At 73.8% G+C, this 22,489-nt stretch carries 26 protein-coding genes; 13 read left to right on the forward strand and 13 right to left on the reverse strand.

Annotation, left to right across the window (positions count from 1 at the left end; genetic code table 11):
- The first annotated feature begins 154 nt into the window (after positions 1-154).
- Positions 155-1,081, forward strand: a complete 927-nt coding sequence (locus ACU436_RS18445; protein WP_459026819.1) for an amidohydrolase family protein — start codon at positions 155-157, stop codon at positions 1,079-1,081.
- Positions 1,078-3,015 carry a nuclear transport factor 2 family protein gene (locus ACU436_RS18450; RefSeq protein WP_459026821.1) on the forward strand — a complete coding sequence of 646 codons (1,938 nt, stop codon included), beginning with the start codon at positions 1,078-1,080 and terminating at the stop codon, positions 3,013-3,015. The genes ACU436_RS18445 and ACU436_RS18450 overlap by 4 nt, the downstream gene beginning before the upstream one ends.
- A gap of 75 nt (positions 3,016-3,090) precedes the next feature.
- On the opposite strand, the gene ACU436_RS18455 is transcribed toward ACU436_RS18450, so the two are convergent.
- The 5 genes from ACU436_RS18455 to ACU436_RS18475 all read right to left on the reverse strand — a co-directional run bounded on the left by ACU436_RS18455 (position 3,091) and on the right by ACU436_RS18475 (position 7,125).
- Complete coding sequence (locus tag ACU436_RS18455; RefSeq protein ID WP_459026823.1) at positions 3,091-3,540, reverse strand: Hsp20/alpha crystallin family protein; 450 nt, start codon at positions 3,538-3,540, stop codon at positions 3,091-3,093.
- A 373-nt stretch (positions 3,541-3,913) separates the two neighbouring features.
- Positions 3,914-4,687, reverse strand: a complete 774-nt coding sequence (locus ACU436_RS18460) for an ABC transporter ATP-binding protein (protein WP_459026825.1) — start codon at positions 4,685-4,687, stop codon at positions 3,914-3,916.
- Positions 4,688-4,698: 11 nt separating this feature from the next.
- Complete coding sequence (locus tag ACU436_RS18465) at positions 4,699-5,481, reverse strand: ABC transporter permease (RefSeq protein ID WP_459026827.1); 783 nt, start codon at positions 5,479-5,481, stop codon at positions 4,699-4,701.
- A complete protein-coding gene (locus ACU436_RS18470; RefSeq protein WP_459026829.1) occupies positions 5,478-6,263 on the reverse strand; it encodes an ABC transporter permease in 786 nt (261 codons plus the stop codon). Before ACU436_RS18470 ends, ACU436_RS18465 begins: the two co-directional genes overlap by 4 nt.
- Positions 6,253-7,125, reverse strand: coding sequence for an ABC transporter substrate-binding protein (locus ACU436_RS18475; protein ID WP_459026831.1), 873 nt, complete (start codon positions 7,123-7,125; stop codon positions 6,253-6,255). Before ACU436_RS18475 ends, ACU436_RS18470 begins: the two co-directional genes overlap by 11 nt.
- A gap of 562 nt (positions 7,126-7,687) precedes the next feature.
- Here ACU436_RS18475 and ACU436_RS18480 point away from each other — a divergent pair.
- The gene (locus ACU436_RS18480; protein ID WP_459026832.1) at positions 7,688-8,815 is read left to right on the forward strand and encodes an ABC transporter ATP-binding protein; all 1,128 of its coding nucleotides are present in this window, start codon (positions 7,688-7,690) and stop codon (positions 8,813-8,815) included.
- Positions 8,816-9,015: 200 nt separating this feature from the next.
- Here ACU436_RS18480 and ACU436_RS18485 read toward each other — a convergent pair whose 3' ends face one another.
- Positions 9,016-9,513, reverse strand: a complete 498-nt coding sequence (locus tag ACU436_RS18485; protein ID WP_459026834.1) for a DinB family protein — start codon at positions 9,511-9,513, stop codon at positions 9,016-9,018.
- Between the two features lie 99 nt (positions 9,514-9,612).
- On the opposite strand from ACU436_RS18485, the gene ACU436_RS18490 reads away from it, so the two are divergent.
- The gene (locus ACU436_RS18490) at positions 9,613-10,491 is read left to right on the forward strand and encodes a TroA family protein (protein ID WP_459026836.1); all 879 of its coding nucleotides are present in this window, start codon (positions 9,613-9,615) and stop codon (positions 10,489-10,491) included.
- On the opposite strand, the gene ACU436_RS18495 is transcribed toward ACU436_RS18490, so the two are convergent.
- Genes ACU436_RS18495 through ACU436_RS18505 form a run of 3 tightly spaced genes read right to left on the reverse strand, consistent with a single transcriptional unit; the run spans position 10,466 to position 11,996 of the window.
- Entirely contained in the window at positions 10,466-10,915 is a 450-nt protein-coding gene (locus tag ACU436_RS18495; protein WP_459026838.1) for a hypothetical protein, read from the reverse strand. The genes ACU436_RS18490 and ACU436_RS18495 overlap by 26 nt on opposite strands.
- Positions 10,902-11,489, reverse strand: coding sequence for a TetR/AcrR family transcriptional regulator (locus ACU436_RS18500; protein WP_459026840.1), 588 nt, complete (start codon positions 11,487-11,489; stop codon positions 10,902-10,904). Before ACU436_RS18500 ends, ACU436_RS18495 begins: the two co-directional genes overlap by 14 nt.
- Positions 11,490-11,522: 33 nt before the next feature.
- The gene (locus tag ACU436_RS18505) at positions 11,523-11,996 is read right to left on the reverse strand and encodes an Lrp/AsnC family transcriptional regulator (protein ID WP_459026842.1); all 474 of its coding nucleotides are present in this window, start codon (positions 11,994-11,996) and stop codon (positions 11,523-11,525) included.
- A gap of 59 nt (positions 11,997-12,055) precedes the next feature.
- Here ACU436_RS18505 and ACU436_RS18510 point away from each other — a divergent pair, with 59 nt between their 5' ends.
- From ACU436_RS18510 to ACU436_RS18525, 4 genes are read left to right on the forward strand one after another with little or no spacing between them, the layout of a single operon-like run.
- Positions 12,056-12,478: a DUF2000 family protein gene (locus ACU436_RS18510; RefSeq protein ID WP_459026843.1), complete on the forward strand. Its 423-nt coding sequence runs from the start codon at positions 12,056-12,058 to the stop codon at positions 12,476-12,478.
- On the forward strand, positions 12,475-13,083 hold the full coding sequence (locus ACU436_RS18515; protein WP_459026845.1) for a LysE family translocator: 609 nt from the start codon (positions 12,475-12,477) through the stop codon (positions 13,081-13,083). The genes ACU436_RS18510 and ACU436_RS18515 overlap by 4 nt, the downstream gene beginning before the upstream one ends.
- A 37-nt stretch (positions 13,084-13,120) precedes the next feature.
- Positions 13,121-14,560 (forward strand): DUF2252 domain-containing protein, encoded by a 1,440-nt coding sequence (locus tag ACU436_RS18520; RefSeq protein WP_459026847.1) that lies wholly within the window; start codon positions 13,121-13,123, stop codon positions 14,558-14,560.
- A gap of 4 nt (positions 14,561-14,564) precedes the next feature.
- A complete protein-coding gene (locus ACU436_RS18525) occupies positions 14,565-15,344 on the forward strand; it encodes an alpha/beta fold hydrolase (RefSeq protein ID WP_459026849.1) in 780 nt (259 codons plus the stop codon).
- Positions 15,345-15,348: 4 nt separating this feature from the next.
- On the opposite strand, the gene ACU436_RS18530 is transcribed toward ACU436_RS18525, so the two are convergent.
- Positions 15,349-16,266, reverse strand: coding sequence for a substrate-binding domain-containing protein (locus ACU436_RS18530; protein WP_459026851.1), 918 nt, complete (start codon positions 16,264-16,266; stop codon positions 15,349-15,351).
- 38 nt (positions 16,267-16,304) lie between these two features.
- On the opposite strand from ACU436_RS18530, the gene ACU436_RS18535 reads away from it, so the two are divergent.
- The 3 genes from ACU436_RS18535 to ACU436_RS18545 all read left to right on the forward strand — a co-directional run bounded on the left by ACU436_RS18535 (position 16,305) and on the right by ACU436_RS18545 (position 18,883).
- A complete protein-coding gene (locus ACU436_RS18535) occupies positions 16,305-17,138 on the forward strand; it encodes an ABC transporter substrate-binding protein (RefSeq protein WP_459026853.1) in 834 nt (277 codons plus the stop codon).
- Between the two features lie 6 nt (positions 17,139-17,144).
- The gene (locus ACU436_RS18540; protein WP_459026855.1) at positions 17,145-17,837 is read left to right on the forward strand and encodes an ABC transporter permease; all 693 of its coding nucleotides are present in this window, start codon (positions 17,145-17,147) and stop codon (positions 17,835-17,837) included.
- 104 nt (positions 17,838-17,941) lie between these two features.
- Entirely contained in the window at positions 17,942-18,883 is a 942-nt protein-coding gene (locus ACU436_RS18545; protein ID WP_459026857.1) for an ABC transporter ATP-binding protein, read from the forward strand.
- Between the two features lie 43 nt (positions 18,884-18,926).
- Here ACU436_RS18545 and ACU436_RS18550 read toward each other — a convergent pair whose 3' ends face one another.
- A complete protein-coding gene (locus tag ACU436_RS18550; RefSeq protein ID WP_459026859.1) occupies positions 18,927-19,361 on the reverse strand; it encodes a MarR family winged helix-turn-helix transcriptional regulator in 435 nt (144 codons plus the stop codon).
- A gap of 242 nt (positions 19,362-19,603) precedes the next feature.
- Here ACU436_RS18550 and ACU436_RS18555 point away from each other — a divergent pair, with 242 nt between their 5' ends.
- A complete protein-coding gene (locus ACU436_RS18555; protein WP_459026861.1) occupies positions 19,604-19,804 on the forward strand; it encodes a hypothetical protein in 201 nt (66 codons plus the stop codon).
- Positions 19,805-19,849: 45 nt separating this feature from the next.
- On the opposite strand, the gene ACU436_RS18560 is transcribed toward ACU436_RS18555, so the two are convergent.
- Both ACU436_RS18560 and ACU436_RS18565 read right to left on the reverse strand, forming a co-directional pair.
- The gene (locus tag ACU436_RS18560; protein WP_459026863.1) at positions 19,850-20,533 is read right to left on the reverse strand and encodes a FadR/GntR family transcriptional regulator; all 684 of its coding nucleotides are present in this window, start codon (positions 20,531-20,533) and stop codon (positions 19,850-19,852) included.
- Between the two features lie 61 nt (positions 20,534-20,594).
- Positions 20,595-21,374: an HpcH/HpaI aldolase family protein gene (locus ACU436_RS18565; protein ID WP_459026865.1), complete on the reverse strand. Its 780-nt coding sequence runs from the start codon at positions 21,372-21,374 to the stop codon at positions 20,595-20,597.
- Between the two features lie 85 nt (positions 21,375-21,459).
- Here ACU436_RS18565 and ACU436_RS18570 point away from each other — a divergent pair, with 85 nt between their 5' ends.
- Entirely contained in the window at positions 21,460-22,479 is a 1,020-nt protein-coding gene (locus tag ACU436_RS18570) for an NAD(P)-dependent oxidoreductase (RefSeq protein WP_459026866.1), read from the forward strand.
- Positions 22,480-22,489 lie beyond the last annotated feature (10 nt).

Here is a 22,489-nt window from a genome sequence, read left to right on the forward strand (position 1 = left end):
ACTCGACGGCCCAGCTTCCCGCTGGCCGCACCGATGAACCGTCCGAGTACGCCCGGTACGAGGCCGGCCCCCCGGCGCACCCGGCGGAAACCTGGATCCGCCGATTCATGCACCGGACTTCCGGTTCGGGACACCAACGAGGACAGGAACCGGTATGACATCCCTGCCGCTCTTCGACACCCACGCGCACCTGGTCTCCGACGACTGGGACGCCTACCCGCCCCAGCCGTTGCGGCCCGACCTGCCGACCCCGGCCCGAACCGCGTACACCGTGACGGTTGACTCGCTGATCGGGATGATGGACGAACACGACGTCACCGCCGCGTGCCTCGTCCAGCGCGGTCACCTCTACGGGTACGACAACAGCTACATCATCGAGTCGGCCCGCAAGCACCCCGGGCGGCTGCACCCGGTGGTGATGCTCGACGCGCAGGACCCGGCGACGCCGGACCGCTACCGCCACATGGTCCGCGACGACCACGTGCGCGGCTTCCGCCTGGCGCACACCCGGCCCTGGATCCTGGACACCGCCTGGATGAGCTCGCCGCAGGCGATGGAGGTCTGGAAGGCCTGCGCCGAGCTCGGGACCCCGATCACCCTGATCCTGTTCACGAAGCAGCTGCCCTACCTGCTGCCGCTGATCAAGATCATCGCCCGCCGGTTCCCCGACCTGCCGATCCTGCTCGACCACGGCGCCATGCCCTACGGGATGACCCAGTACGAGGTGAAGCTGGCGGGTGAAGCGGGGGAGGAGGTGGTGCTGCCCGGACCGCCGGACTTCGGGATCGACGCGACGATCGCGATCTTCGAGGACGTGCCGAACGTCCACTTCAAGATCACCGAGATCAACATGGAACGGCTCGTCGCGGAGGGCGTGCGGCCGGCGCACATCGTCCGGCGGCTCGTCGACGGATTCGGCCCCGACCGCGTCATGTGGGGCTCCGACGTCGGCCAGAGCACGCTCTGGAACTACACCGAGAAGACGGCGATGGCCCGTTCCGCTGCCGACTTCCTGACCCCCGACGAGGCCCGACGCTTCCTCCACGACAACGCCGCCCGCGTGTACTCGGTGACCGGATGAGCAGGCAGGTCGACGAGCTCGCGCGTGACGTCGAACGGGTCGAGTCGGTGCGCGAGGTCAAGGACGTGCAGCGCGCCTACACGCACCTGGCCCAGTTCGGACTCTGGGGCGCCGTGGCGGCGCTGTTCGCCGAGGGCGGCACCGTGCGCTGGGCCGGCCACACCGTGGTCGGGCGGGAGGCGATCGCGCGGTGGCTCGCGGCCCGCGGCGCCGCGGCGGGCCGACCCGGGGCGCTGCACACCGAGGTCGTCGAGCAGCCGCTGGTGAACCTCTCGGTCGACGGCCGCACGGCCGCGTGCCGGTGGAACGGCATGCTCTTCCTCGGCGACGGAGCGGGCGAGGCGCGGATCGAAGCCGGGATCCACGAGAACACCTACGTCCGCGAGGACGGCCGGTGGCGGATCGCCACCCTGCACTTCCACCCGCTGTACGAAGGCGACTACGCGACGGGATGGACCAACGTCGGGGGCGCCGAGCTGCCGATCGTCCCGCCGCACTTCACGCTCGACGAGGTCGGGGTCCCGATCCCGGCCCCGGCCGGTCCGGCCCCGCGTACCGGGGCGAGCGCGGCGCAGCTCGCGGAGCGGATCGACCGGCTGAACGACGAGGATGCCGTCCGCAACCTCCAGAACGCCTACGGCTACTACGTCGACCGCGGGATGTGGAGCGACGTCGTCGACCTGTTCGCGCCCGATCCCGTCGTCCGGATAGACGGGGTGGGCGAGTTCCGGGGAGCCGACGGCGTGCGGCGGGCGATGGAGCGGATGGGCCCGGAGGGCATCTCCCACGGCCGGCTCAACGACCACCCGGTCTTCGACCTGATCGTCGACGTCCGGCCGGGCGGGCGGGAGGCGGTCGCCCGCGGGATCGAGATCGGCATGCTGGGCGACACCCACCGGCGCGAGGGCTCCTGGGAGTTCTCGGTGTTCCGCAACCGTTTCGTCGAGGACGGCGGGCTGTGGAGGCTGCAGGAGGTGCACGTCACCCCGCTGCTCGCCGCGGACTACGCCGAGGGGTGGGGGAAGGGCGGCACGCTCGGCCGGGCGGAGCGCGGCGCCCCGCCCTTCCTCGAGGTGTCCGGGCGCGCGGACCGGCCGCCGGTGGCCGGCGGGCCCGAGCAGCCGGGTGCGGACGTCGCCGAGCTGCGGCGCCGCCTGGCCCGCTCGCACGCCTACGACGGTGTGGAGAACGTCTCGGCGGCCTACGGCTACTACCTCGACGACTTCCAGTGGCCGCAGATGGCGGGGCTCTTCGCGACCCACGGCAACAAGCAGAGCCCGTTCGCCGGCTACTACGTCGGTCGCGACCGCATCGCGGGAGCGGCCACCGCCTTCTACGGCGGCCCCCGGGCGGCGGACTCGCTCCGCGTCCGGATCTCCTTCCACTGGCGCACCCAACCCGTGGTCCTGGTGTCCCACGACGGCAGGTCGGCGACCCTGCGCACGCGGCTGTTCCAGCCCCGCACCTCGATGACCGTCACCCCGGGCTTCACCGGGTTCGCCGGCGGCATGTACCCCAACGACCAGGCGGTGCTGGAGGACGGCAGCTGGAAGCTGTGGAGCCTGACCATCGACGAGCACTACTTCTCGTCGCCGGACTGGCACGGCGGGTGGGCCTGCGCGGAGGACCCGCTCGAGGGGACGCCCAACCCGCCGGGGAGCCGGCTGCTGACCGAGTACCCGCCGGACATCACGCTGACCGAGCTCGGCGTGCGCGAAGAGGGGTTCCGCGGCGGCGCCGGGCGGACCGTGGTGTGGCCCGACGTGCTGCCGATGTGGTTCCACTACCGCAACCCGGTGAGCGGGCGCGTGCCCGAGCGCTACTGGCCCGACTGCGTCCCGAGCGAGCTGCGGCCGGACACCCGGATGACCGCCCACGGCTACCAGATGCCCCCGAGCGGACCGTCGGCCGACGGGGTGGAGGTGCACCGGTGATGCGGCCGGCCCCGGATACGACGAACGGCGCGCTCGTCGGCCGGGTGCCGACGAGCGCGCCGTTCGTCAGGATCGTCAGGCGGCCGGCTGCTCGCCGGACTCGATCGCCGTCCCGGTGGTCACCGGGATCTGCCTCGCACCGTTGCCGGTGTGGGCGCCCGCCACGCGCACGGTCAGCACGCCGGCGTCGTACGACGCGGTGACGGCGTCGCCGGTCACGTGGGCCGGCAGGCCGAAGCTGCGGCGGAACGAGCCGTACCGCACCTCGCGCAGGCTGCGGCCGTCCCGCTCCTCGGTGCGCTCGTCACGCCGCGCGCCGTGCACCACGAGGCGACCGCCGTCGATCTCGACGGTGATGTCGCGCTCGGCGTCGAGGCCGGGCAGCTCCAGCCGGACGACGGCGTCGTCGCCGTCACGCTCGACCTCGGCGGCCGGCACGAAACCGCGCGGCTCGCGGGCCGCCCGGAACAGGGCGTCGAAATCGGCGAACGGGTCGCGCCTGGTCCACAGGGAAAGGGTGCTCATGATGATCTCCTCGGGGGTATGAGGGTCGGCTCCGCTCCGGCCCAGCACTCCCCTCAACATGAGTCGACCCGACTCAATTCCCAAGATGTGGGAATCCGGGAGTGCGCTGGAGGACCCGACCTACTGCGACGCCCAGGCGGCCACCTCGCAGCGCCTTGATCGCCACGATCGGTGCACCGATCTGCTGATCAAGCCCGGGGACCGACGACCGTGATCGGCCGCCTGGTGCGGGAGCGGCCACATGCGGCCGGCGATGCACCCATCAGCGGTCCTGTCGTGAGCTCGGTGCGGGAGCAGCTGTCGCGTCGAGCGCTGTGATCTCGAGTGCCTGTGTCCGTTGCTGTGCCGACAGCAACGCTACGGCCGGAGCCCTTCAGCGTGCTCCCGGCTGCCTGCGCTTGATCGCCCGGAAGATGTGGGCCCGGAGGTGGGCGAACTCGGGGAGCTCCTTGGTCTCGACCTGGTCGCGCGGAACGGGCAGGTCGACCTTCAGGACCTCCTGCACCTCGGTGGGCGCCGAGGTCAGCACGACCACCCGGTCGCTGAGGTAGGCGGCCTCGTCGATGTCGTGCGTGACGAACAGGACCGTGATGCCGTACTCGGTGCGCACCTGGAGGACCAGGTCCTCCAGGTCGGCGCGGGTCTGCGCGTCGACCGACGCGAACGGCTCGTCCATCAGCAGGATCTCCGGCTGGTACGCGAGCGCGCGGGCGATCGCCACCCGTTGCTGCATCCCGCCGGACAGCTCCCAGGGGAAGTGGTCGATGAAACCGGTCAACCCCACCGATCGCACCGCCTCCTCGACGAGCCGCGCCCGCTCGTCCTTGGCCAGGCGCTTGTGGCGGAGCGGGAGGGCGATGTTGTCGCGCACGGACATCCACGGCATCAGCGAGCGGCTGTACTCCTGGAAGACGAAGCCCACCTCCTCCGGCGGGCCGTCGATCGGGCGTCCTCCCAGCAGCACCTGCCCCGAGCTCGGCCGCAGCAGCCCGGACATGCACCTCAGCAGCGTGGTCTTGCCGCACCCGGACGGACCGACCACGCAGACGAACTCGCCCGCCTCGACGGTGAAGCTGACGTCCCCGATCGCGCGGGTGGCGCGTTCCCCCTCTCCGTAGGTCTTGCTGAGGCCGACGACTTCGAGCATGAACCGTCCTCTCACTGCAGGGCGCTCGCACGTGCACCGCGGTGCCACCTGAGCACCTTCCGCTCCACCAGGCCGAACGCCGCGTTGAGCAGGTAGCCGAGCAGGCCGAGCAGCACGATCCCGGACCACATCTCGGGAATGTCGAACGAGCGCTCCGACTGGAGGATGAAGTAGCCGATCCCGCTGGTGCTGGCCACCATCTCGCTGATCACCATCAGGATGAGCGCCAGCGACAGGCTGGTGCGCATCCCCGCGAAGATCTGGGGCAGCGCGGCAGGCCAGATCACCCGGCGCAGCCGCTCCACCCCGCGCACCCCGTAGACGCGCGCCGTCTCGAGCATGGTGTGGTCCACGCCGCGGACCCCGTCGATGGTGTTGAGCAGGATCGGCCACAGCCCGACCAGCGCGATGATGAAGACCTTCATCGCGTCGCCCACGCCGAGCACCAGGATGGCGAACGGCAGCAGGGCGGGCGGCGGGATGGCCCGGACGAACTCCACGATCGGCTCGGTGACCCGCCGTGCGGCGGTGGACAGGCCGAGGACGGTGCCGAGCGGGATGCTGACCACCACCGCGATGCCGAACCCGGCGCCGAGCCGCGCCAGGCTCGGCAGGACATCGCTGCCCACCCGCTCGAACACCCAGGTGTCGCCGAACGTCCGCAGGATCTCGGAGAGCGCCGGGAAGTAGAAGTTGTCGGCGTTCGCGGACCAGACCCACCAGGCTGCGACGACGACGACCGGTACGGCCAGCTCCAGCAGGATCAGCCGGACCCGCCGCCAGGTGCTCGTCACGACACGCTCCCCTCGACCGTCCGGTGCGACGGGTGCCAGCGCAGCACCCGCCGCTCGACCCGGGAGAAGATCCCGTTGAGCCCCCAGCCGACGAGGCCGGTGACGATGATCAGCGCGTACATGAGGTCGGTGGCGGCCCCGGCCCTGGCCGCGTTGATCTCCCGGCCCAGCCCCTCGGAACCGATCACGAGCTCCGCCGTGACCGCCAGGATGAGCGCGACGGTGGACGAGATCCGCAGCCCGGTGGCCACGTACGGGATCGCGCTCGGCAGCACGACCCGGGTGAGCCGCTCGCTGCGGCGGAGCCCGAAGACCCGCGCGGTGTCGAGCGCCACCGGGTCGACGTCCTGCATGCCGTACACGGTCTGGATGAGAAGCGGCCAGAGAGCGGCGAACGCGGCCAGGAAGACCTTGCTCTCCAGGCCGATCCCGTAGACGAGGATGGCCAGGGGGATCAGCGCGACCGAGGGGATCGGCCGCAGGAACTCGATCAGCATCCGGCACGCCCGGTAGCGCACGGCGCTCGTGCCGATCGCTACCCCGATCGGGATCGCCAGGAGGATCGCGAGGCCCAGCCCGAGCGCCCAGCCCTGCAGGGTGTGCCCGATGGCCGCCCAGAAGCCGCCCTGACCGAGCTCACCGACGAGCCGGACGAGAATCTGCGACACCGGCGGGAAGTAGTTGCTGGGCAGCACCTCGGCCCGGGACGCGAGCTCGGCGAGGAGGAGCGCCGCGGCGATGCCCGCGGCCGGCGGCCCCCAGGCGCGAACATCAGCTCGCACCGGGCTGCCAGATCAGGTCGGCGAGGTTCGGCTCCTCCTCGATCAGCCCGTACTGCTTGCTCAGCCGGCCCATGAGCTCGATGGACGGCTGGTTGAGGTCGGTGCCCCAGTGCGGGAGGCGGACCTGGCCGATGAGATCGGCGGGGATCTTGGTGTAGCTGCCCAGCGTGGCGCGCACGTCGTCGGGATGGTCGGCGGCGTAGGTCAGCGACTTGTTCATCGCGCGGACGAACCGCTCCACCGCGTCCTGGTTCTGCTGGATGTAGGGCTCCATGGCGAAGTACGTGGCCACGGTCAGGCCGGGGTCGACGTCGTAGATGGTGGGCATGATGTCGCGCAGGCCGTTCTTCTCGGCGATCGTGCGGAACGGCTCCACCACGACGATCGCGTCCACGTCGCCGCCCTCGAGCGCCTGGTTCATCTCCGGGAACGGCACCTCGGCGAACTGCAGCGTGGAGACGTCGACCCCCTGCTTCTCCAGCGCCGCCTTCGTCAGCACGTCGTTGATGTTCTGCAGGGTGTTGATCGCGATCGTCTTACCCGCGAGGTCCTTCGGCGACTGGATGTCGCTGTCGCTGCGCACGAAGAGGTGCGTCCACGACTCGGGTTCCGTCGCGCCCTCCTGCACGCCCTGCGCGACGATCCGCACCGGCAGGCCCTTGCTCGCCGCGATGAGCATGGACGTCGTGTTGGAGAACCCGATCTGCAGGTCGCCGCTCTGCACGGCGGGCAGGATCTCGGCGCCGCCCGCGAACTGCTGGGGCTCGATCGTGAGCTTCTCCTGCTCGAAGAAGCCCATCTTCATCCCGAGGTAGAGCGGGGCGACGTCGGCGATCGGTATGACGCCCACCTTCAGCGTCACCGGCTCGTTGTCGGCCGTTGCCCCACCACCACTTCCGCCGCACGCGGTGAGAAGGCCGAGGGCTGCCGCGACCGCCACCACGAGGAAGCGCCGAGCCTTCGGTGGCCTCGTCGACCGGCCTACCTGCGAAGGTACCTGCGCCATTGCGGACCCCTCTCGACCTTGCGTCACGCCTGTCGCGCCGAGTATCACGGGACGGACGGGGAGGGTAAAGCGATGAGTCCAGGACGTTACCCATACGCCGGAATCATCGGCATCTGGGCGATTCGCAAATAGAAATCGCCGCATCGCGGAACGTCATCGAGATGGGTCGGCCCGATCGGACCCCCCACCATCCGGGAACTGCAGCGCGGGGCCGGAGCGCCAATGCTCCACCGCCGCGAAGCCGGCGGCGTCGGTGAGGGGCCGCCGCACCGCCCACTCCGCGCGAGGCCGTAGAACCCGCCGCCGGCCACCGGCTCCGTGGGCACCCGCGGGCAGGGCGGGATGACGGGGGCCGGGTGCAGGTGCACGAGAGAAGTCGCATGACAACTGTCGGGGACGGTGCTTACCGTCCTTTGACGTGGACACTGCTACCGGCCTCGTCGACGTCACGGTCACCTACGGCGACGTGCCCGCGCTCCGCGGTGTCACGCTGCTGGCCGGCGCCGGTGAGGTGCTCGCGGTCGTCGGGCCGTCCGGGAGCGGCAAGACCACCGCCCTGCGCACCGTCGCCGGGCTCCAGCGGCCGCGGAGCGGGCGCGTGCTGGTCGCCGGCCGCGACGTCACCGCGGTCCCGGTGTCCCAGCGCGACGTCTCGATGGTCTTCCGCTCCACCACGCTCGTCCCGTTCCTCGACGTGGCCGCCAACCTCGCGCGTTCGGCCGGTGCGTTCGGCGTGCCGGAACCGGAGGCGGCGCAGCGGGTGGCCGCCCGGAGCAGGCTGCTCGGGCTGGTCCGGCTGCTGCCGCGGCTGCCGCACACGCTCTCCGCGGGGGAGTCCGGGCTCACCGGGATCGGGCGCACGCTCGTGCGCACGCCCCGGGCGTTCCTGTTCGACGAGCCGCTCGCCCATCTCGACGCCGCCGAACGCGCCCGCACCCGCCGCACCATCGTCGACGCCGTCCGGAAGGCGGGTGCAGGCGCCATCTACGTCACCCACGACCAGGCCGAGGCGATGGCCGTCGGCGACCGCCTCGCCGTGCTGCACGAGGGCCGCATCCGGCAGGTCGACCGGCCGCGCCGGGTGTACGAGGCACCGGTCGACACGTTCGTCGCCGACTTCGTCGGTGACGCCGGGATCGGGCTGCTCCCGGCCCGCCTGGTCACGTCCGGCGGTGCGGCCGGCTTCCGGGTCGGTGAGCGCACCATCCCGCTGTGGGGGCCGGTGCCGGACGAGCTCGCCGCCCGCGTCGACTGCCGGGTGCTGCTCGGGTTGCGGGCCGAGGACGTCACCGAGGCCGGCCCCGACGCCGACCCCGCGTCGGTGGCGGTGCCGGTGTCGGTGCGGAGCGTGGAGCGCCCCGGGCGCGACGCGGTGGTGAGCGCCGAGGTCGGGCTGCCGGGGGAGGCCGACGGCGCGCGGCTGGTCGCGCGCGTCCGCGGCGGCACGTCGCTGCGGAAGGGGGCACGCGCCCAGCTGCTCCTCGACGCCCGGCGGGCCCACGTCTTCGACCCGGCCACCGGCCGGGCGCTCATGCACCCGAACTGACGGTCGAGGTCGGTGGGGGCGCCCGCCCGAGCCCCAGGACAGAGGGTGTCGAACCGGATCTCGTGACGATCAGCGGGTCGTGATCGATCCGGGATTCGCGACACCGCCCGGCCGGAGGCATCGGGCCGCACCTCGCAACGATCGCTCGCCCCCGGGCCTCGACCCACACGCACCTCGTGCCGACTCGCCCAACCGCAGGGTCAGCGGCCCGTCGACCCGTCGATCAGCTCGCGGAGGATGTCGGCGTGCCCGGCGTGGCGGCCGGTCTCCTCGATCATGTGGGCCAGCGCCCAGCGCATCGAGGGCGAGCCGCCGCTGCGGGTGGGCCGGGCCACCGGCGCGGTCAGGTCGGTGCAGCTGTCGATCACCGCGTTCACCCGGTCGACGGCCTCCCGGTAGTCGGCGAGGACGGATGTGACGGTCTCCTCGGGCCGGGGCCGGAACGTGCCCGGCCAGTCGGCCACCTCCTCGCCGAGGAAGGTGAACCGCTCGACGTGCGCGAGGTGTCGGACCAACCCCAGCAGCGACGTGCCCGACGGGACGCCCGGGGTGCGGACCTGCGGCTCCGGGACGTCCTCGGCCTTGGCGGCCACCGCGTTGCGCAGGTGGTCGAGGAAGCCGCGCAGCACGTCCTTCTCGCCGGGTCCGGTGCGCGGGGGTGGGGTGTCGCGCCGGCGGCGGGTACGCGTGGAGGGCATGCCCGAGAGCGTGCCCCGAACGCCCGGGTGGGGCACGAAAATGTGCGACTTCGGCAAACGTGGCCGTGCTGGTCACGGCATGGCGCCTAACCTCTGCCTGTGCGGATCGCCTCGCTGCTCCCGGCGGCCACGGAGATCGTTGTCGCGCTCGGGCGCGCGGACGACCTGGTCGCCGTGACGTACGAGTGCGACCCGGCGATCCGCGGACGCATCCCGGTCGTCGTCGACACCGCCCTGCCGCCCGGCCTGGAGCCCGGCGAGATCGACGCGGTCGTCCGGGATCGGACCGCCCGCGGCCTGCCGATGTACGAGCTGGCGCGGGCGGCGCTGGCCGCCCTGGAACCGGACCTCATCCTCACCCAGGACCTGTGCCGGGTGTGCGCGCTGCCGGCCGGCACCGTGGCCGACGCGCTGGACGCGATCGGCTGCCGGGCCGACGTGCTGTCGCTCGACCCCCGGTCGGTGGAGGACGTGCTCGCGTCGATCGCGGCGGTCGGCGACCGGATCGGTGCCCGGCACCGGCTCGTCGGTGTCCTGCGGGAACGGCTGGACGCCGTGGAGGCGGCGGTCGGTGCTCGCCCGCGGCCGCGGGTGCTCGTCCTGGAGTGGGTCGACCCGCCGTTCCTCGCCGGGCACTGGGTGCCGGAGCTGGTGCGCCGCGCGGGCGGGGAGCCGGTGGGCGCGGTGGCGGGCGGTCGCAGCACGGCGGCCGGCTGGGCCGACCTGGTCGCGCTGACCCCCGATGTCGTGCTCGTCGCGCCGTGCGGCTACGGCCTCGACGCCGCCGCGGCGCAGTCGGTGCCGGTGTGCGAGCGGTTCCCGGACGCGGGCGTGCTGGCGATCGATGCCGACGGTTACGTGGTGCGGGCCGGCCCCCGGCTCGTCGACGGGATCGAGGCGATGGCGTGGGCGCTGCACCCGGACGCCGTGCCGGCGCCCCCGCCCGGGCGGATCACGTGGTGCGCGCCGGTGCCCTGAACCAGCCCGCGTACGCCAGCACCAGGCCGAGCGCGCCGAGCGCCGCGAAGAACACGCGGGCCACGATCGTCGCCGTGGGGGAGAGCATGGTGGCGTCGACGCCCGCCTGGATCGTCGATGGGCTGGCGATCAGCAGGAACCCCCGCACCGCGACGAACCAGCCGAAGAGCGACACCGTCACGGCGAGCGGGCCGCGCCAGTTGCGGTGCAGGCCGATGATGACCAGCCCTCCGGCGAGCATCATGGCGCCGAGCATCAGCAGGTTGAACGTCTGCGCGAACAGGTCGCCGACCAGGTCGTTCAGGTCGGGCAGGCGGATCGCGTAGACGATCCCGAAGGTCGCGACGTAGGGGCCGATGACCCGGGCGAAGGCCCGGGTGCGCAGTTGCGCCGCTCCATCGGTGCGGGCGCTATCGATCTGCATCTCGTTCTCCTTCCGGCCGGTAGCCGGCCTGGTGCAGGACGGCCCGCAGGTACCGCTCGACCTCGGCGGGCGGGGTCGTGTCCGGGCGGGTGACCAGGTGCTGCCAGACCGCGCCGGTGAGGAGGTCCAGCAGGACGTCGGGATCGGTGTCGGGTGGCAGCTGCCCGCGGTCGCGGGCCCGCTCCATGACCCGCCTGCGGGCCTGGTCGCGGTGGGCCCCGAAGCGCGTCTCGTAGGCCCGGACGAGCTCGGGGAAGTCGTCGATGGCGCCGTAGAGGCGGCGCAGCAGGCGGCGCTGGCGCGGGTCGGCGAGCACGTGGGCCCAGCCGGGGAGCAGGTGCTCGACGTCGCCGATCTCCGGTGCCGCGGGCGGGTTGCCGTATGCGGCCTCCACGGTGGCGATCAGCAGCCGGGTCTTGTCCGGGTACCGCCGGTAGACGGTGGCCCGGGTGACACCGGCGCGCCGGGCCACCTGCTCGATGCTGGTCGCCCCGACGCCGCGCTCGAGCAGGAGGTCGAGCGCGGCGGCCAGGATCGCGGCATCAGCTTCCTGGCTGCGGGGACGACCGGGCACCTCATTTACAATACAGATCTGATCTGTATTGAGTCAACGGGTGGGGCGGACCGGCGCGGTCATCGGCCGGTCGAAGATCAGGTGCGTCTGGGCGTGGCCGACCTCGGGGCGGGTGGTGAGGTGGTCGACGATCAGGCGGTGCAGGTGGGCGCTGTCGGCGACGGCGACGTGGAGGAAGAAGTCGTCCGGGCCCGACACCGTGTAGAGCGCGAGGGTCTCCGGCAGCGCGAGCACCGCCGCCGTGAACGCCTCGACGAACTCCCTGCGGTGCGGGCGCAGCTGGACGGCGACGAACGCCTGCAGCGCGCGGCCGATCGCCGCCGGGTCCACCACCGCGCGCACGGCCGCGATCACGCCGAGCGCGCGCAGCCGCCGCACCCGCTCGTGACAGGAGGAGGTGGGCAGGCCGACCCGCGCGGCCAGCTCCTTGTTGGTGATCGACGCGTCGTCCTGCAGCTGTCGCAGGATGCGCCAGTCGACCGGATCCAGATCGATATCACGGGCCATGAGCCGGATGATATCCGGACTTGTTTGCTGGAACCCGGATGATGCCCGAGATTGGGGGAGTGCCTCCCCGCTGTGTCCTCGTCCTCGATCCCGCCGCCCCCCGGTGGTTGATCGCCAACGCCGCCGCCGTGCTCGGCGCGACCGCGGGCGCCGCGGGTGCCGCCGCGCTCGGACCCGAACTGACCGACGCCTCCGGCGGCCACTGGGCCGGGATCGCGGAGATCGTCGTGCCCGTGCTCGCCGCATCCCCCGCCGAGCTCGTCGCCCTGCGTGCGGCCGCGCCGGACGCCGGTGTCACCGCGCTGGCCTTCCCCGACCTCGCACAGGCCGCACCCACCTACGCCGACTACGCCGCCGCGGTGGCCCGCACCCCGACCGCCGACATCGGCGTGCACGCCCTCGCGCTGCTCGGGTCGGGCACCGCCGTCCGCAGGCTGACCAGGCACCTGCCCGCCCTGACCGACCCCGTCCCGGTCCCGTGACGCTCGAGCGCTGGACCGCGTTCGTCGGCGTCCTGCTGGTCGTCCTGTGCACGCCGGGCCCCGACTTCGCCGTGGTGCTGCGGCACGCGCTCGCGGGCCCGCGCCGGGGCGCGCGGGCCGCCGCCGGGATCGTGACCGGGCTCGCCGGGCACACGGCCGCGGCCGCGCTCGGGCTCTCCGCCGTGTTGGCGGCCCGCCCGGACGTGCTCACCGCGATCCGCCTCGCCGGCGCCGCCTACCTGGTGTGGCTGGGCGTGCACGCGTTGCGCGCCGCGCTGGTCCGGGGTCCCGCGGCGACGCCGGCCCGCGTGCACGGCCCGCACCCCTACCTCGACGGCCTCGCCGGCAACCTGCTCAACCCGAAGGCGCTGCTGTTCTTCCTCGGCCTGATCCCGCAGTTCGTCGTGCCGGGACCCACGGTCACGGCCCAACTGCTCCTGCTGGCCGGCACCACCGTGCTGGCGTCCACGCTGTGGTGGGCGATCGTCATCCCGGTCGCGGCCCGGGGCCGGGCGGCGCTCGCCCGCACCCGGGTGCGGCGCACGGTCGACGCCGCGACGGGAGGCGCGCTGCTGGCCGTGGCGGTCGGCGTCGTCGGTGGTTAGGCCCGGCCAGGCGGCACGCGAGGCGTAACATCACGGCGTGACCGGCTCTGCCCAGCTCCCGGTTGTCGGTCCGGTTCGCGGCCACACCGTTCTCGCCGACGCCGACGGCACGCCCTACTCGTCGTTGCGTCAGCGTCCCGTGGAGCGGGCGGAGCGGTACGCGCTCGGCAAGGCGCTGCGCAAGCGGGTGCCGCGTGCCTCGCTCGGCGAGTGGAGCCCGCCCGCGGACCGCCGCGACCCGATCCAGCTGATCATGGAGAGCCACGCCGGCCGGGTGGACCGGCTGGTGCCCGTGCGGGTCGGCCGGATGATCGAGTCGCCGTACGGCTTCCTGCGCGGCACCGCGACCGTCATGGCCGAGGACGTGGCGCGACTGCCCGCCACCGGGATCATGCCCGTCGTCTGCGGCGACTCGCACCTGGGCAACTTCGGCTTCTACGCCTCCCCGGAACGCGACCTCGTCATCGACCTCAACGACTTCGACGAGGCCCACCCCGGGTGCTGGGAGTGGGACCTGCGCCGGCTCGTCGCGAGCATCTGGGTGGCCGGGCGGCAGAACGGCTCGAGCGAGGACGGCTGCGAGACCGCCGTGAGAGCCTGCGTCGCGGCGTACCGGGACGAGGTGCGCCACCTCGCCGACCAGCCGCTGCTCTCGCGCTCCTACCAGCGGCTCGACGTCGACCGGCTCGCGCAGGAGAGCGGGAAGCCACTGCGGGCGGAGGTCGAACGGGCCGCCAGACGCGCCCGGCACCGCACGAGCGACCGTGCCCTCCCGCGGTTCACGAGGGAGATCGAGGGCAGCCGCCGGATCGTCGAGGAGGCGCCGCTCATCACCCGCGTGCCGGACGCCGAGGCCGAGGAGCTCGCCCTGGCCCTGGACGAGTACCTCCTCACCCTCGCCCCGCACTGGCGGCGGGTGCTGGGTGGCTACACGCTCGTCGACATCGCGCACAAGGTGGTGGGCGTCGGCAGCGTCGGGCTGCGCGCCTACGTGGCGCTGCTGGAGGGCTCCTCGCCGGACGACGTGGTGTTCCTGCAGCTCAAGCAGGCCCGCCGCTCGGTGCTCGCGCGGCACGTGCACGGCGAGTCGGCCTGGCACGCCCACCAGGGCCAGCGGGTGGTGGAGTACCAGCAGGCACTCCAGACGGTGAGCGACCCGCTGCTGGGCTGGACCACGGTGAACGAGCGCCAGTACTACGTGCGGCAGTTCCGGAACATGAAGGGCACGGTGGCGCTCGACGCCATCGACGCGCGTGCCCTCGCCGACTACGCCGGTGTGCTCGGGCACCTGCTCGCCAAGGGCCACGCACGCACCAGCGGAGCGTCGATGATCGCCGGTTACGTCGGTGGCTCCGACAACGTGGAGAAGGCCATGCGCCGGTTCGCCCGCGCCTACGCCGACCAGACCGAAGCCGATCACGCCGCCCTGGTCAAGGCCGTCGATCGAGGGCTGCTGCCCGTCGAGCGGGGGGTGTGAGCCGGTGACGGTGGACCTGCCCGCGGCGCCGTGGCACCGGGTGCGTCGCGTCGCGCGACACCTCGGGCGTTCGCTCGGGCCCGCGCTGGGCCTGACGACCCCCGCCCTGGTGCGCCACGCCGTCTGGCAGGCGGGCGTCCCCGACGGCGGCGGCACGGGCGTGGTCGTGGCGCCCGGGTTCGCCGGTGCCGACGCGTCCATGGGGATGCTGCGCCGGTGGCTCGCCCGCCGCGGCTACAGCCCCACCGGGGCCGGGCTGGGGATCAACATCGGCTGCACCGAGGAGCTCGTCCACCGGCTCGAGCGGCGCGTCGGGGAGCACGCCGAGCGCACCGGGGGCCCGGTCGTGCTGGTCGGGCACAGCCGGGGCGGGATGCTGGCGCGCATCGTCGCCGTCCGCAGGCCCGACCTGGTGCGCGGGCTCGCGATGCTGGGCAGCCCCGTGCTCGACCCGCTCGACGCGGCCGGCCTCGCCGGCATGGTGCTGCCGGCCGTGGTCCGGTTGTCCGAACTGGGCGTGCGCGGCCTGGTCGACGGCGACTGCCTGACCGGGCCGTGCAGCGCGGCCACCGCCCACGGCCTGGCGGCGCCGCTTCCCGTGCCGGCCGTCTCGATCTACTCCCGCGACGACGGCGTCGTCGGCTGGCGGTCCTGCCGGGACCCGGAGGCCGAGTGGGTGGAGGTCGGGAGCAGCCACACCGGCATGGGCACCGACCCCGCCGTCTACGCCGCCCTCGCCCCGCGCCTCGCGGCCTGGGCGGCGCCCGCCCCCGACCCCGCCTGACGGGTCACGCCTCCAGGTCCTCGACCGTCCCGGCTCGGGAGGCGTCATAGCCGCCGAGGGCGGTGATCGCCGCCCGGTTGGCCGGGTCGAGGAGGGCGGCGACGAGCGGGGCCGCGGCGTCGAGGGCCTCGCCGCGCAGCACGACGTCGTACTCCTCGGACACCAACGGCACGAACTCGAGGTCGAGGTCGTGGGCCACCGAGCGGACGCCGAGGCCCGCGTCGACCACGCCGGACGCCACCGCCAACGCGGTCTCCAGGTGAGAGCCGGTCTCCGGGCCGGTCACGGCGTCCGGGTCGCGGCCGGCCTCGAGCAGCAGCCGGTCGAGCAGCACGCGGGTACCGGTGCCGAACCGGCGCTTGGCGACGCGCACCTTGGCCAGGTCGCCCGCCGTGGTGAGGCCCCGGGGGTTGCCCGGCGGCACGAGCAGGCCCTGCTCGCGGCTCCACAGGTGGACGAGGTGGGGTCGCAGCCCGCGCAGCAGCCCGCGCGCGAACGGGGCGTTGAAGCGGCCGCTGTGGTGCAGCAGGTGCACGGCGGCGCCGTCGGCCAGGCCCTGGCGCACCGCCCGCAGCCCGCCGAAGCTCCCCTCCGTGCCGATCGACCGGACGGCGCGGCCGAGGCCGTGGAGCACGACGTCGAGGGCCGGGTCGTCGCTGCCGGCCAGCCGGAAGACCTGCTCGCCGTGCAGGAAGCGGCGGGCGGCGATGGCCCCGCCCGCGGCGATGCGGCTGCGGCGCCGATCGGCGGTGACGATCACACCCGCGTCCGCGAGGGTGCGGACGGCCCGGCCGATCGTCGACGCCGTGGTGTCGAACCGGTGCGCCATCTCGCGCACACCGGGCAGCTCGGCGCCCTCGTCGAGGTCGCCCGTGCCGATCCGGCCGGCCAGCTCGGCGCAGATCTCGCGGTACCGGGTCACGCCTGGCGACCCTATAGTCCCGGTCTGTGCGAGCACAGATGCGAGCATCGGTTGCGGGTGTCGTCCTGCTGGTGCTCGCGGCGTGCGGGTCGCCCGCGGCCGGGCCGTCCGCCGAGCGCTCGCTCATCCTCGCCACGACCACGAGCACCCAGGACTCCGGCCTGCTCGACGACCTGCTCCCGGCGTTCACCGCCGCCACGGGCTGGGCCGTGAAGCCGGTCGCGGTGGGCAGCGGGCAGGCGATCGAGATGGGCCGCCGCGGCGAGGCCGACGTGCTGCTGGTGCACTCGCCCGCCGCCGAGGAGGAGTACGTCGCCGAGGGCACGGCGGGGCGCCGCCTGCTCGTCATGCACAACGACTTCGTGCTGCTCGGACCGGAGGCCGACCCGGCAGGCGTCCGGGGCACCGCCGTCGACGACGCCATGAGGCGGATCGCATCCACGGGAGCGGCGCCGTTCGTCTCCCGCGGTGACGACTCCGGCACCCACGCACGGGAGAAGTCGCTGTGGGAGGAGGCGGGAGTCGCCCCGGGTGGGTCCTGGTACCAGGAGACCGGCCAGGGCATGGGGGCCACGCTGCGGGTGGCCGCGGAGAAGGCCGGCTACACCCTGTCGGACCGCGCGACGTACCTGTCCCAGCCCGGCGGGCTGGGGGTGCTCGTCGAGGGCGATCCGGGGCTGCTGAACGTCTACCACGTCATCGAGGTGACGAGGCGCGCCGGCGAGCGGGTGCAGCCCGACGCGGGCGCCGCGTTCGCCGACTGGATCACGGGGCCGGAGGCGCAGCAGCGCATCGGGGAGTTCGGCGGCGCCGAGTACGGGCAGCCGCTGTTCGTCCCCGATGCGGGCAAGCCGGATCCCACCGGCGACTGACGCCTGATGGACGTCCTGCTCGACGGGGTGGCGCAGGCGCTGTCGCTGCTGTTCTCGGGTGACGCCGAGACCTGGGAGATCACCCTCCTCACGCTGCGCGTCTCGCTCGGCGCCACGCTGATCGCGGCGCTGGTCGGGGTGCCGCTCGGCGCCGCGATCGCGCTCGGCTCGTTCCCCGGCCGGCGGCTGTTGCACGCCGCGGCGAACACCGGGATGGGGCTGCCACCGGTGGTCGTCGGGCTCGTGGTCACCGTCCTGCTGTGGCGTAGCGGGCCGCTCGGCGGCCTGGGGCTGCTGTACACGCCCACCGCGATGGTCGTGGCCCAGGCCGTGATCGCGACGCCGGTGGTGGTCGCGTTGGTGGCGGCCGCGTTGCAGCAGGTCGACCCGGAGTTCCTGGTGCAGATGCAGGGGCTCGGTGCCACCCGGGTGCGGGCGCTCTGCGCGCTCGGGGCCGAGTCGCGGCTGCCGCTGCTCGCCGCGGCGATGGCGGCGTTCGGCGCCGTGGTGAGCGAGGTCGGCGCGGCGCAGATGGTGGGGGGCAACATCGCCGGGCAGACCCGGGTGCTCACCACGGCGGCCGTGCTCGCCACCAGCCGCGGCGAGTTCGGGCTCGCCATCGCGTTCGGGCTGGTCCTGCTGCTGCTCGCCTTCGCCGTGAACCTGGTCGTGACGTTCGCCGGGCAGCGCGGGCAATGAGCGAGCTTGCGAGCGAATCAATGTCACAGCGCCCGCGCGAAGCGCCGGCCGAGCGCCAGCGAGGCCGTGCGATTCGCTCCCGGATCGGCTGCCGCGACCTGCGGGTGAGCGCGCGCGGCCGGGAGCTGCTGCACGTCCCGACGCTCGACGTCGGCGCGGGCGAGGCGCTCGCCGTGCTGGGGCCGAACGGGGCGGGGAAGTCGACGCTGCTGCGGGCGCTCGGACGCCTGGGCCGCCTGCACCGCACCGGCGAGGTGCTCCTCGACGGCCGGCCGGCCGGGTCACGCGAGCTGCGGGGCGCGGTGGCGGCCGTCCTGCAGCGGCCGATCCTGCGGCACGGGACGGCGGCGGCGAACGCGGCGGCGGGCCTGCGGCTGCGCGGCGTCGGGAGGGCGGAGGCGCGGCGCCGGTCGGCTCCGTGGCTGGACGCGCTGGGCATCGGGCACCTCGCGTCCTGCCCCGCCCGTACGCTGTCCGGCGGCGAGGCGCAGCGGGTGGCGATCGCCCGCGCCCTCGCCGTGGCGCCGCGGGTGCTGCTGCTCGACGAGCCGTTCGCCGGCCTGGACGCCGCCACCCGCGCCGACCTGCTCGCCGACCTTCGTGCGGTGCTCGGCGGGCTGGACACCGCGACCGTGCTCGTCACGCACGACCGGCACGAGGCCGTCGCGCTGGCCGGGCGGACCGCGCTGCTCGTCGCGGGCCGGATCCGGCAGCTCGGCCCGACCGGGCGGGTGCTGGACGAGCCGGTCGACGTCGACTGCGCCCGGCTCGTCGGGTTCACGAACCTGCTGCCGCCCGCCGTCACCGGACGTACGGACCTCTGCGTCGCCCGGCCGGAGGACTGCTCGGTGGGGGAGGCCGCCGGGCTGCGGGTCCCCGGAACCGTGCGCCGGGTCGTCCCGCTCGGCGGGGTCACCCGGGTGGACGTGGACACGGCGGCCGGCACCCTCGTCTGCCTCGCGCCGGGCGAGGACGGCCTGGTGCCCGGCGACTGCGCGGTCGTGACGGTGGCGGAGCAGCACCTGCGCCCCCTCCGGGGGTCGTGAGTGGATACGAGTGTTCCAGCACTCGTATCCACTCACGGGGCAGTCAGTCGGCCAGGGAGTTGCGGCAGCGGTTGAGGTAGTCGCGCAGCTCGGTGCGCTCGCCCGGCGTCAGGTCGCCGAGCATCCGCTCCTCCAGGGCCCGCACCTGCGACGACATGCGCGCGAGCAGGTCCTCCCCGGCGGGGGTGAGGCTGATCAGGAGGCGCCGGGCGTGGCGCGGGTCGGTATGGCGCGTCACGAGATCGCGACGCTCGAGCGCGGTGATCAGGTCGCCCATCGACTGCGGCGTGACGAACGCGTTGCGGGCGAGCTCGGCGCTCGTCAGGTCGTCGCGCCGGGCGAGGGCGGTGAGCGCGGTGTACTGCACCACCGTGATGCCGGACGGGCGCAGCAGCTCGTCGAGGTGGGACCGGACGGCCAGCTCGACCTGCTTGACGGCGTAGAGCAGCGACGGTCCCGCCGGCTGATCAGCCGTCATGTGCCCCATCCCCTCCGTCCCCTCCCGCCTGCCGGACAGCGTATGAGCAGGCGGCGCGGGTCCGTGCGCCGCCTCTCATGATCGGCTGTGTCGGCCGTCGGGGGGTAGGGTCAGCGGCGTCAGGTCGGGCGGGCACTGAAGTGTGCCGCCTCGTGCAGATCGCCGCCTGACGTATGGTCGCGCCGGACGGACCGCCCCTGCGACATGCGGCCCTCGGCGGACGGCTGAGGGAGCACGGACACATGAGATGGGCCGGACACCCTTCCCGCACCGAGGACCAGAGCAGGTTCGCCATGGCGCAGGCCGCCGCGGAGGCCGAGAGCGTCGACCAGCACCGGCGCGCCGCCCGGGTGGTCGCCGGTCGGGCCGTTGACGCCGCCGAATGCGCGGAGATGCTGGCGATGCTCGGCCTGGACGGCACCCGGGATCGGGCCGGCCGCTGACCCCTCGCCGGTCGTGCGGTCGGGGGCGCCCGGCAGCACGTGGCCCTACTGCGGTCCCGGGCGCCCCTCGGACAGCGAGCGGTGCAGCCGTGCGCTCGCCGCCTCCATGTGCGAGCCCATCGCTGCCGCGGCGGCGTCCGGGTCCCGCAGCCGTACGGCTTCGAACACTGCCACGTGCTCGGCGAGGGTGGCCGCGGTGTCGCCGTCGGCCCCGACCGCCCGCTGGATCCAGACCCGCAGCAGGGCGCGCACGCTGTGCAGGATGTCGCGGAGCACGGTGTTCCCGGCGATCCGGGCGACCTCCAGGTGGAAGTCGACGTCCGCCTCCGTGAACGCCGCGAAGGAGTCCGCGGTCTCCCGCATCCGCTCGAGCCGGTCGTGCAGCAGGTCCACGTCCTCGTCGGTGGCCCGGGCCGCCGCGAGCCGGGCCGTCACTATCTCGAGGTGCTGGCGGGTCTCGACGAGGTCGTGGGTCTGGCGCTCGCCCAGCAGGAGGCCCCAGTCGATCGCCTGCGGGAGCAGGTCGGAGATCGTCCCGCGCACGTAGGTGCCCGAGCCGACCCGCACCTCGACGATCCCGAGCACCTCGAGCACCGCGATCGCCTCCCGGATGGCCGACCGCCCCACGCCCAGCCCCTCGGCGAGCCGCCGCTCCGACGGCAGGCGGGAGCCCGGGTGGTGGCCGCCCCCCATCACCTCGTCGAGCAGCCGCCGCGCGACCTGGCTCACCGGCGAGTCCCGCTGGATCGGGGCCGGGCCTGCGGCGTCGGGGGGCACTGGTGGGGGCATTTCAGCCCTTCGTGGCCGACCGGATCGCCGTCAGCCCCGCCGCGAGTGCCTGCTGGTAGAGCCACAGGTCGCCGTTGTAGGCGAGCAGGGAGTAGCCGCGGCCGACGAGGTCGGTGGCCTGCTCGACGGACGTCGGCATGAACCCGGCGAGCGTGCCGGTGTCGGCGGCCGCCTTCGCGACGCGGTCGAGCGCGGCGAGGTAGTCGGGGTGGTCGAACCGCCCCGGGATGCCCATGGAGTTGGTGAGGTCGAAGTGCCCGACCCACACGACGTCGACGCCGGGTACCGCGGCGATCTCCTCGACGGCCTCGAGGCCCGCGACCGTCTCGATCTGGCAGATCACGACGTTGTCGCTGTTGGCCCTGCGCATCGTGGCCACGTTGTCGCCGCTGCGGTAGTCGTCGTGCGCCACGCCGAACGCGGCGCCGCGGCTCCCGTCGGGCGGGTACTTCGACCACTCCACGAGCCGCGCGGCGACCTCGGCCGAGCCGACCATCGGCGCCATGATCCCGCTCGCGCCCACGTCGAGGGCGCGGCTCACCGTGGTGCGGTCGAAGGCGGACGGGATCCGGATCCAGGCCGGCGCCCCGGTGGGCCGGGTGGTGGCCACGAGCCCACCGAGCGTCTCCCAGCCCCAGCCGGTGTGCTCGGCGTCGTAGAGCACGAACTCGGCGCCCGCGTGCGCGGCGAGCCGGCCGATGCCGTTCGTGGCGAACTCGAACACGAACGTCCCGAGCGCGAGCTCACCCGACCTGGCCTTCTCGATCACGGGGAGGGTCACGTCTCCGCCTTCCTCTCGTCGATGAGTGCCGGTCCAACCTAGCAACCGGTTGACCAATTTCCGAGGGCGTCGTTACGGTCAGCCGGTGGCGAGCACCTTCCGGATCGGTCTCACCGGCGACTTCCTCACCCCGGACGGGCGGATCGGCTGGGGTGACATCGGGTTGTCGCTGCTCGCGGACGCGCCGGGCGTCGAGCACCGGTTCCTGGACGTCACGGCCGGTGAGATCCCGCCCGAGCAGCTGGCCGGCCTCGACGCGCTGGTCGGGCTCCTGCCCCGGATCACGCGGCGGTCCCTCGGCGAGGCCGACCGGCTCCGGGTCGTCGCCCGGTTCGGCGTGGGCTACGACAACGTGGACGTCGCCGCGCTCACCGCGCACGGCACGCTGCTCACGATCACGAGGGACGCGGTGGCACGCCCGGTCGCGCAGGCCGCACTCGCCCTGATGCTCGGCATCTCCCACCGCCTGCTCGACAAGGACCGGCTCGTCCGCGAGGACCGCTGGCCGGACCGCCTCGACCACATGGGCACCGGCCTCACCGGACGCACCGTCGGGTTCGTGGGCTGGGGCAACATCGGGCGCACGATCAGCGGGCTCCTGGCGCCGCTCGGCATGCGCCAGACCGCCCACGACCCCTACGCCGATCCCGCCGCGGCCGCCGCGGCGGGCGTCGAGCTCGGGGACCTGCACACCGTGCTCGCCGGCGCCGACTTCGTGGTCGTCACCGCGGCGCTCACGGACGAGACCCGCGACCTCGTCGACGCGGCCGCGCTGGCCCGGATGAAGCCGTCGGCCTTCCTCGTCAACGTCGCCCGCGGGCCCATCGTCGACCAGGACGCCGTGGCCGCCGCGTTGGCCGGGGGCCGCATCGCCGGCGCGGCGCTCGACGTATTCCGCGACGAGCCGCCCGCGCCGGACGCCCCGATCCTCTCGGCACCGAACACGCTGTACAGCCCGCACGCCACCTGCTGGACCGACGAGCTCGCGCTGGCGAGCGGCACCAGCGCGCTGCGGTCCGTGCTCGACGTGCGGGACGGGCGCCGCCCGGCGCACGTGGTGAACCCGGAGGCCTACGCCCACCCGGCCCTGCGCGGCCTCCGGTAGCTCACGGGTG

It is taken from the genome of Pseudonocardia wallangbongensis, assembly GCF_054486945.1.

Coding starts and splice junctions, on each gene's coding strand:
- ACU436_RS18550 (WP_459026859.1), bottom strand. CDS start 19,361: ATGACGGCTGATCAGCCGGCGGGACCGTCGCTGCTCTACGCCGTCAAG.
- ACU436_RS18495 (WP_459026838.1), bottom strand. CDS start 10,915: ATGCAGATCGATAGCGCCCGCACCGATGGAGCGGCGCAACTGCGCACC.
- ACU436_RS18460 (WP_459026825.1), bottom strand. CDS start 4,687: ATGCTCGAAGTCGTCGGCCTCAGCAAGACCTACGGAGAGGGGGAACGC.
- ACU436_RS18450 (WP_459026821.1), top strand. CDS start 1,078: ATGAGCAGGCAGGTCGACGAGCTCGCGCGTGACGTCGAACGGGTCGAG.
- ACU436_RS18540 (WP_459026855.1), top strand. CDS start 17,145: ATGGACGTCCTGCTCGACGGGGTGGCGCAGGCGCTGTCGCTGCTGTTC.
- ACU436_RS18505 (WP_459026842.1), bottom strand. CDS start 11,996: ATGGCCCGTGATATCGATCTGGATCCGGTCGACTGGCGCATCCTGCGA.
- ACU436_RS18485 (WP_459026834.1), bottom strand. CDS start 9,513: ATGCCCTCCACGCGTACCCGCCGCCGGCGCGACACCCCACCCCCGCGC.
- ACU436_RS18455 (WP_459026823.1), bottom strand. CDS start 3,540: ATGAGCACCCTTTCCCTGTGGACCAGGCGCGACCCGTTCGCCGATTTC.
- ACU436_RS18535 (WP_459026853.1), top strand. CDS start 16,305: ATGCGAGCATCGGTTGCGGGTGTCGTCCTGCTGGTGCTCGCGGCGTGC.
- ACU436_RS18445 (WP_459026819.1), top strand. CDS start 155: ATGACATCCCTGCCGCTCTTCGACACCCACGCGCACCTGGTCTCCGAC.
- ACU436_RS18555 (WP_459026861.1), top strand. CDS start 19,604: ATGAGATGGGCCGGACACCCTTCCCGCACCGAGGACCAGAGCAGGTTC.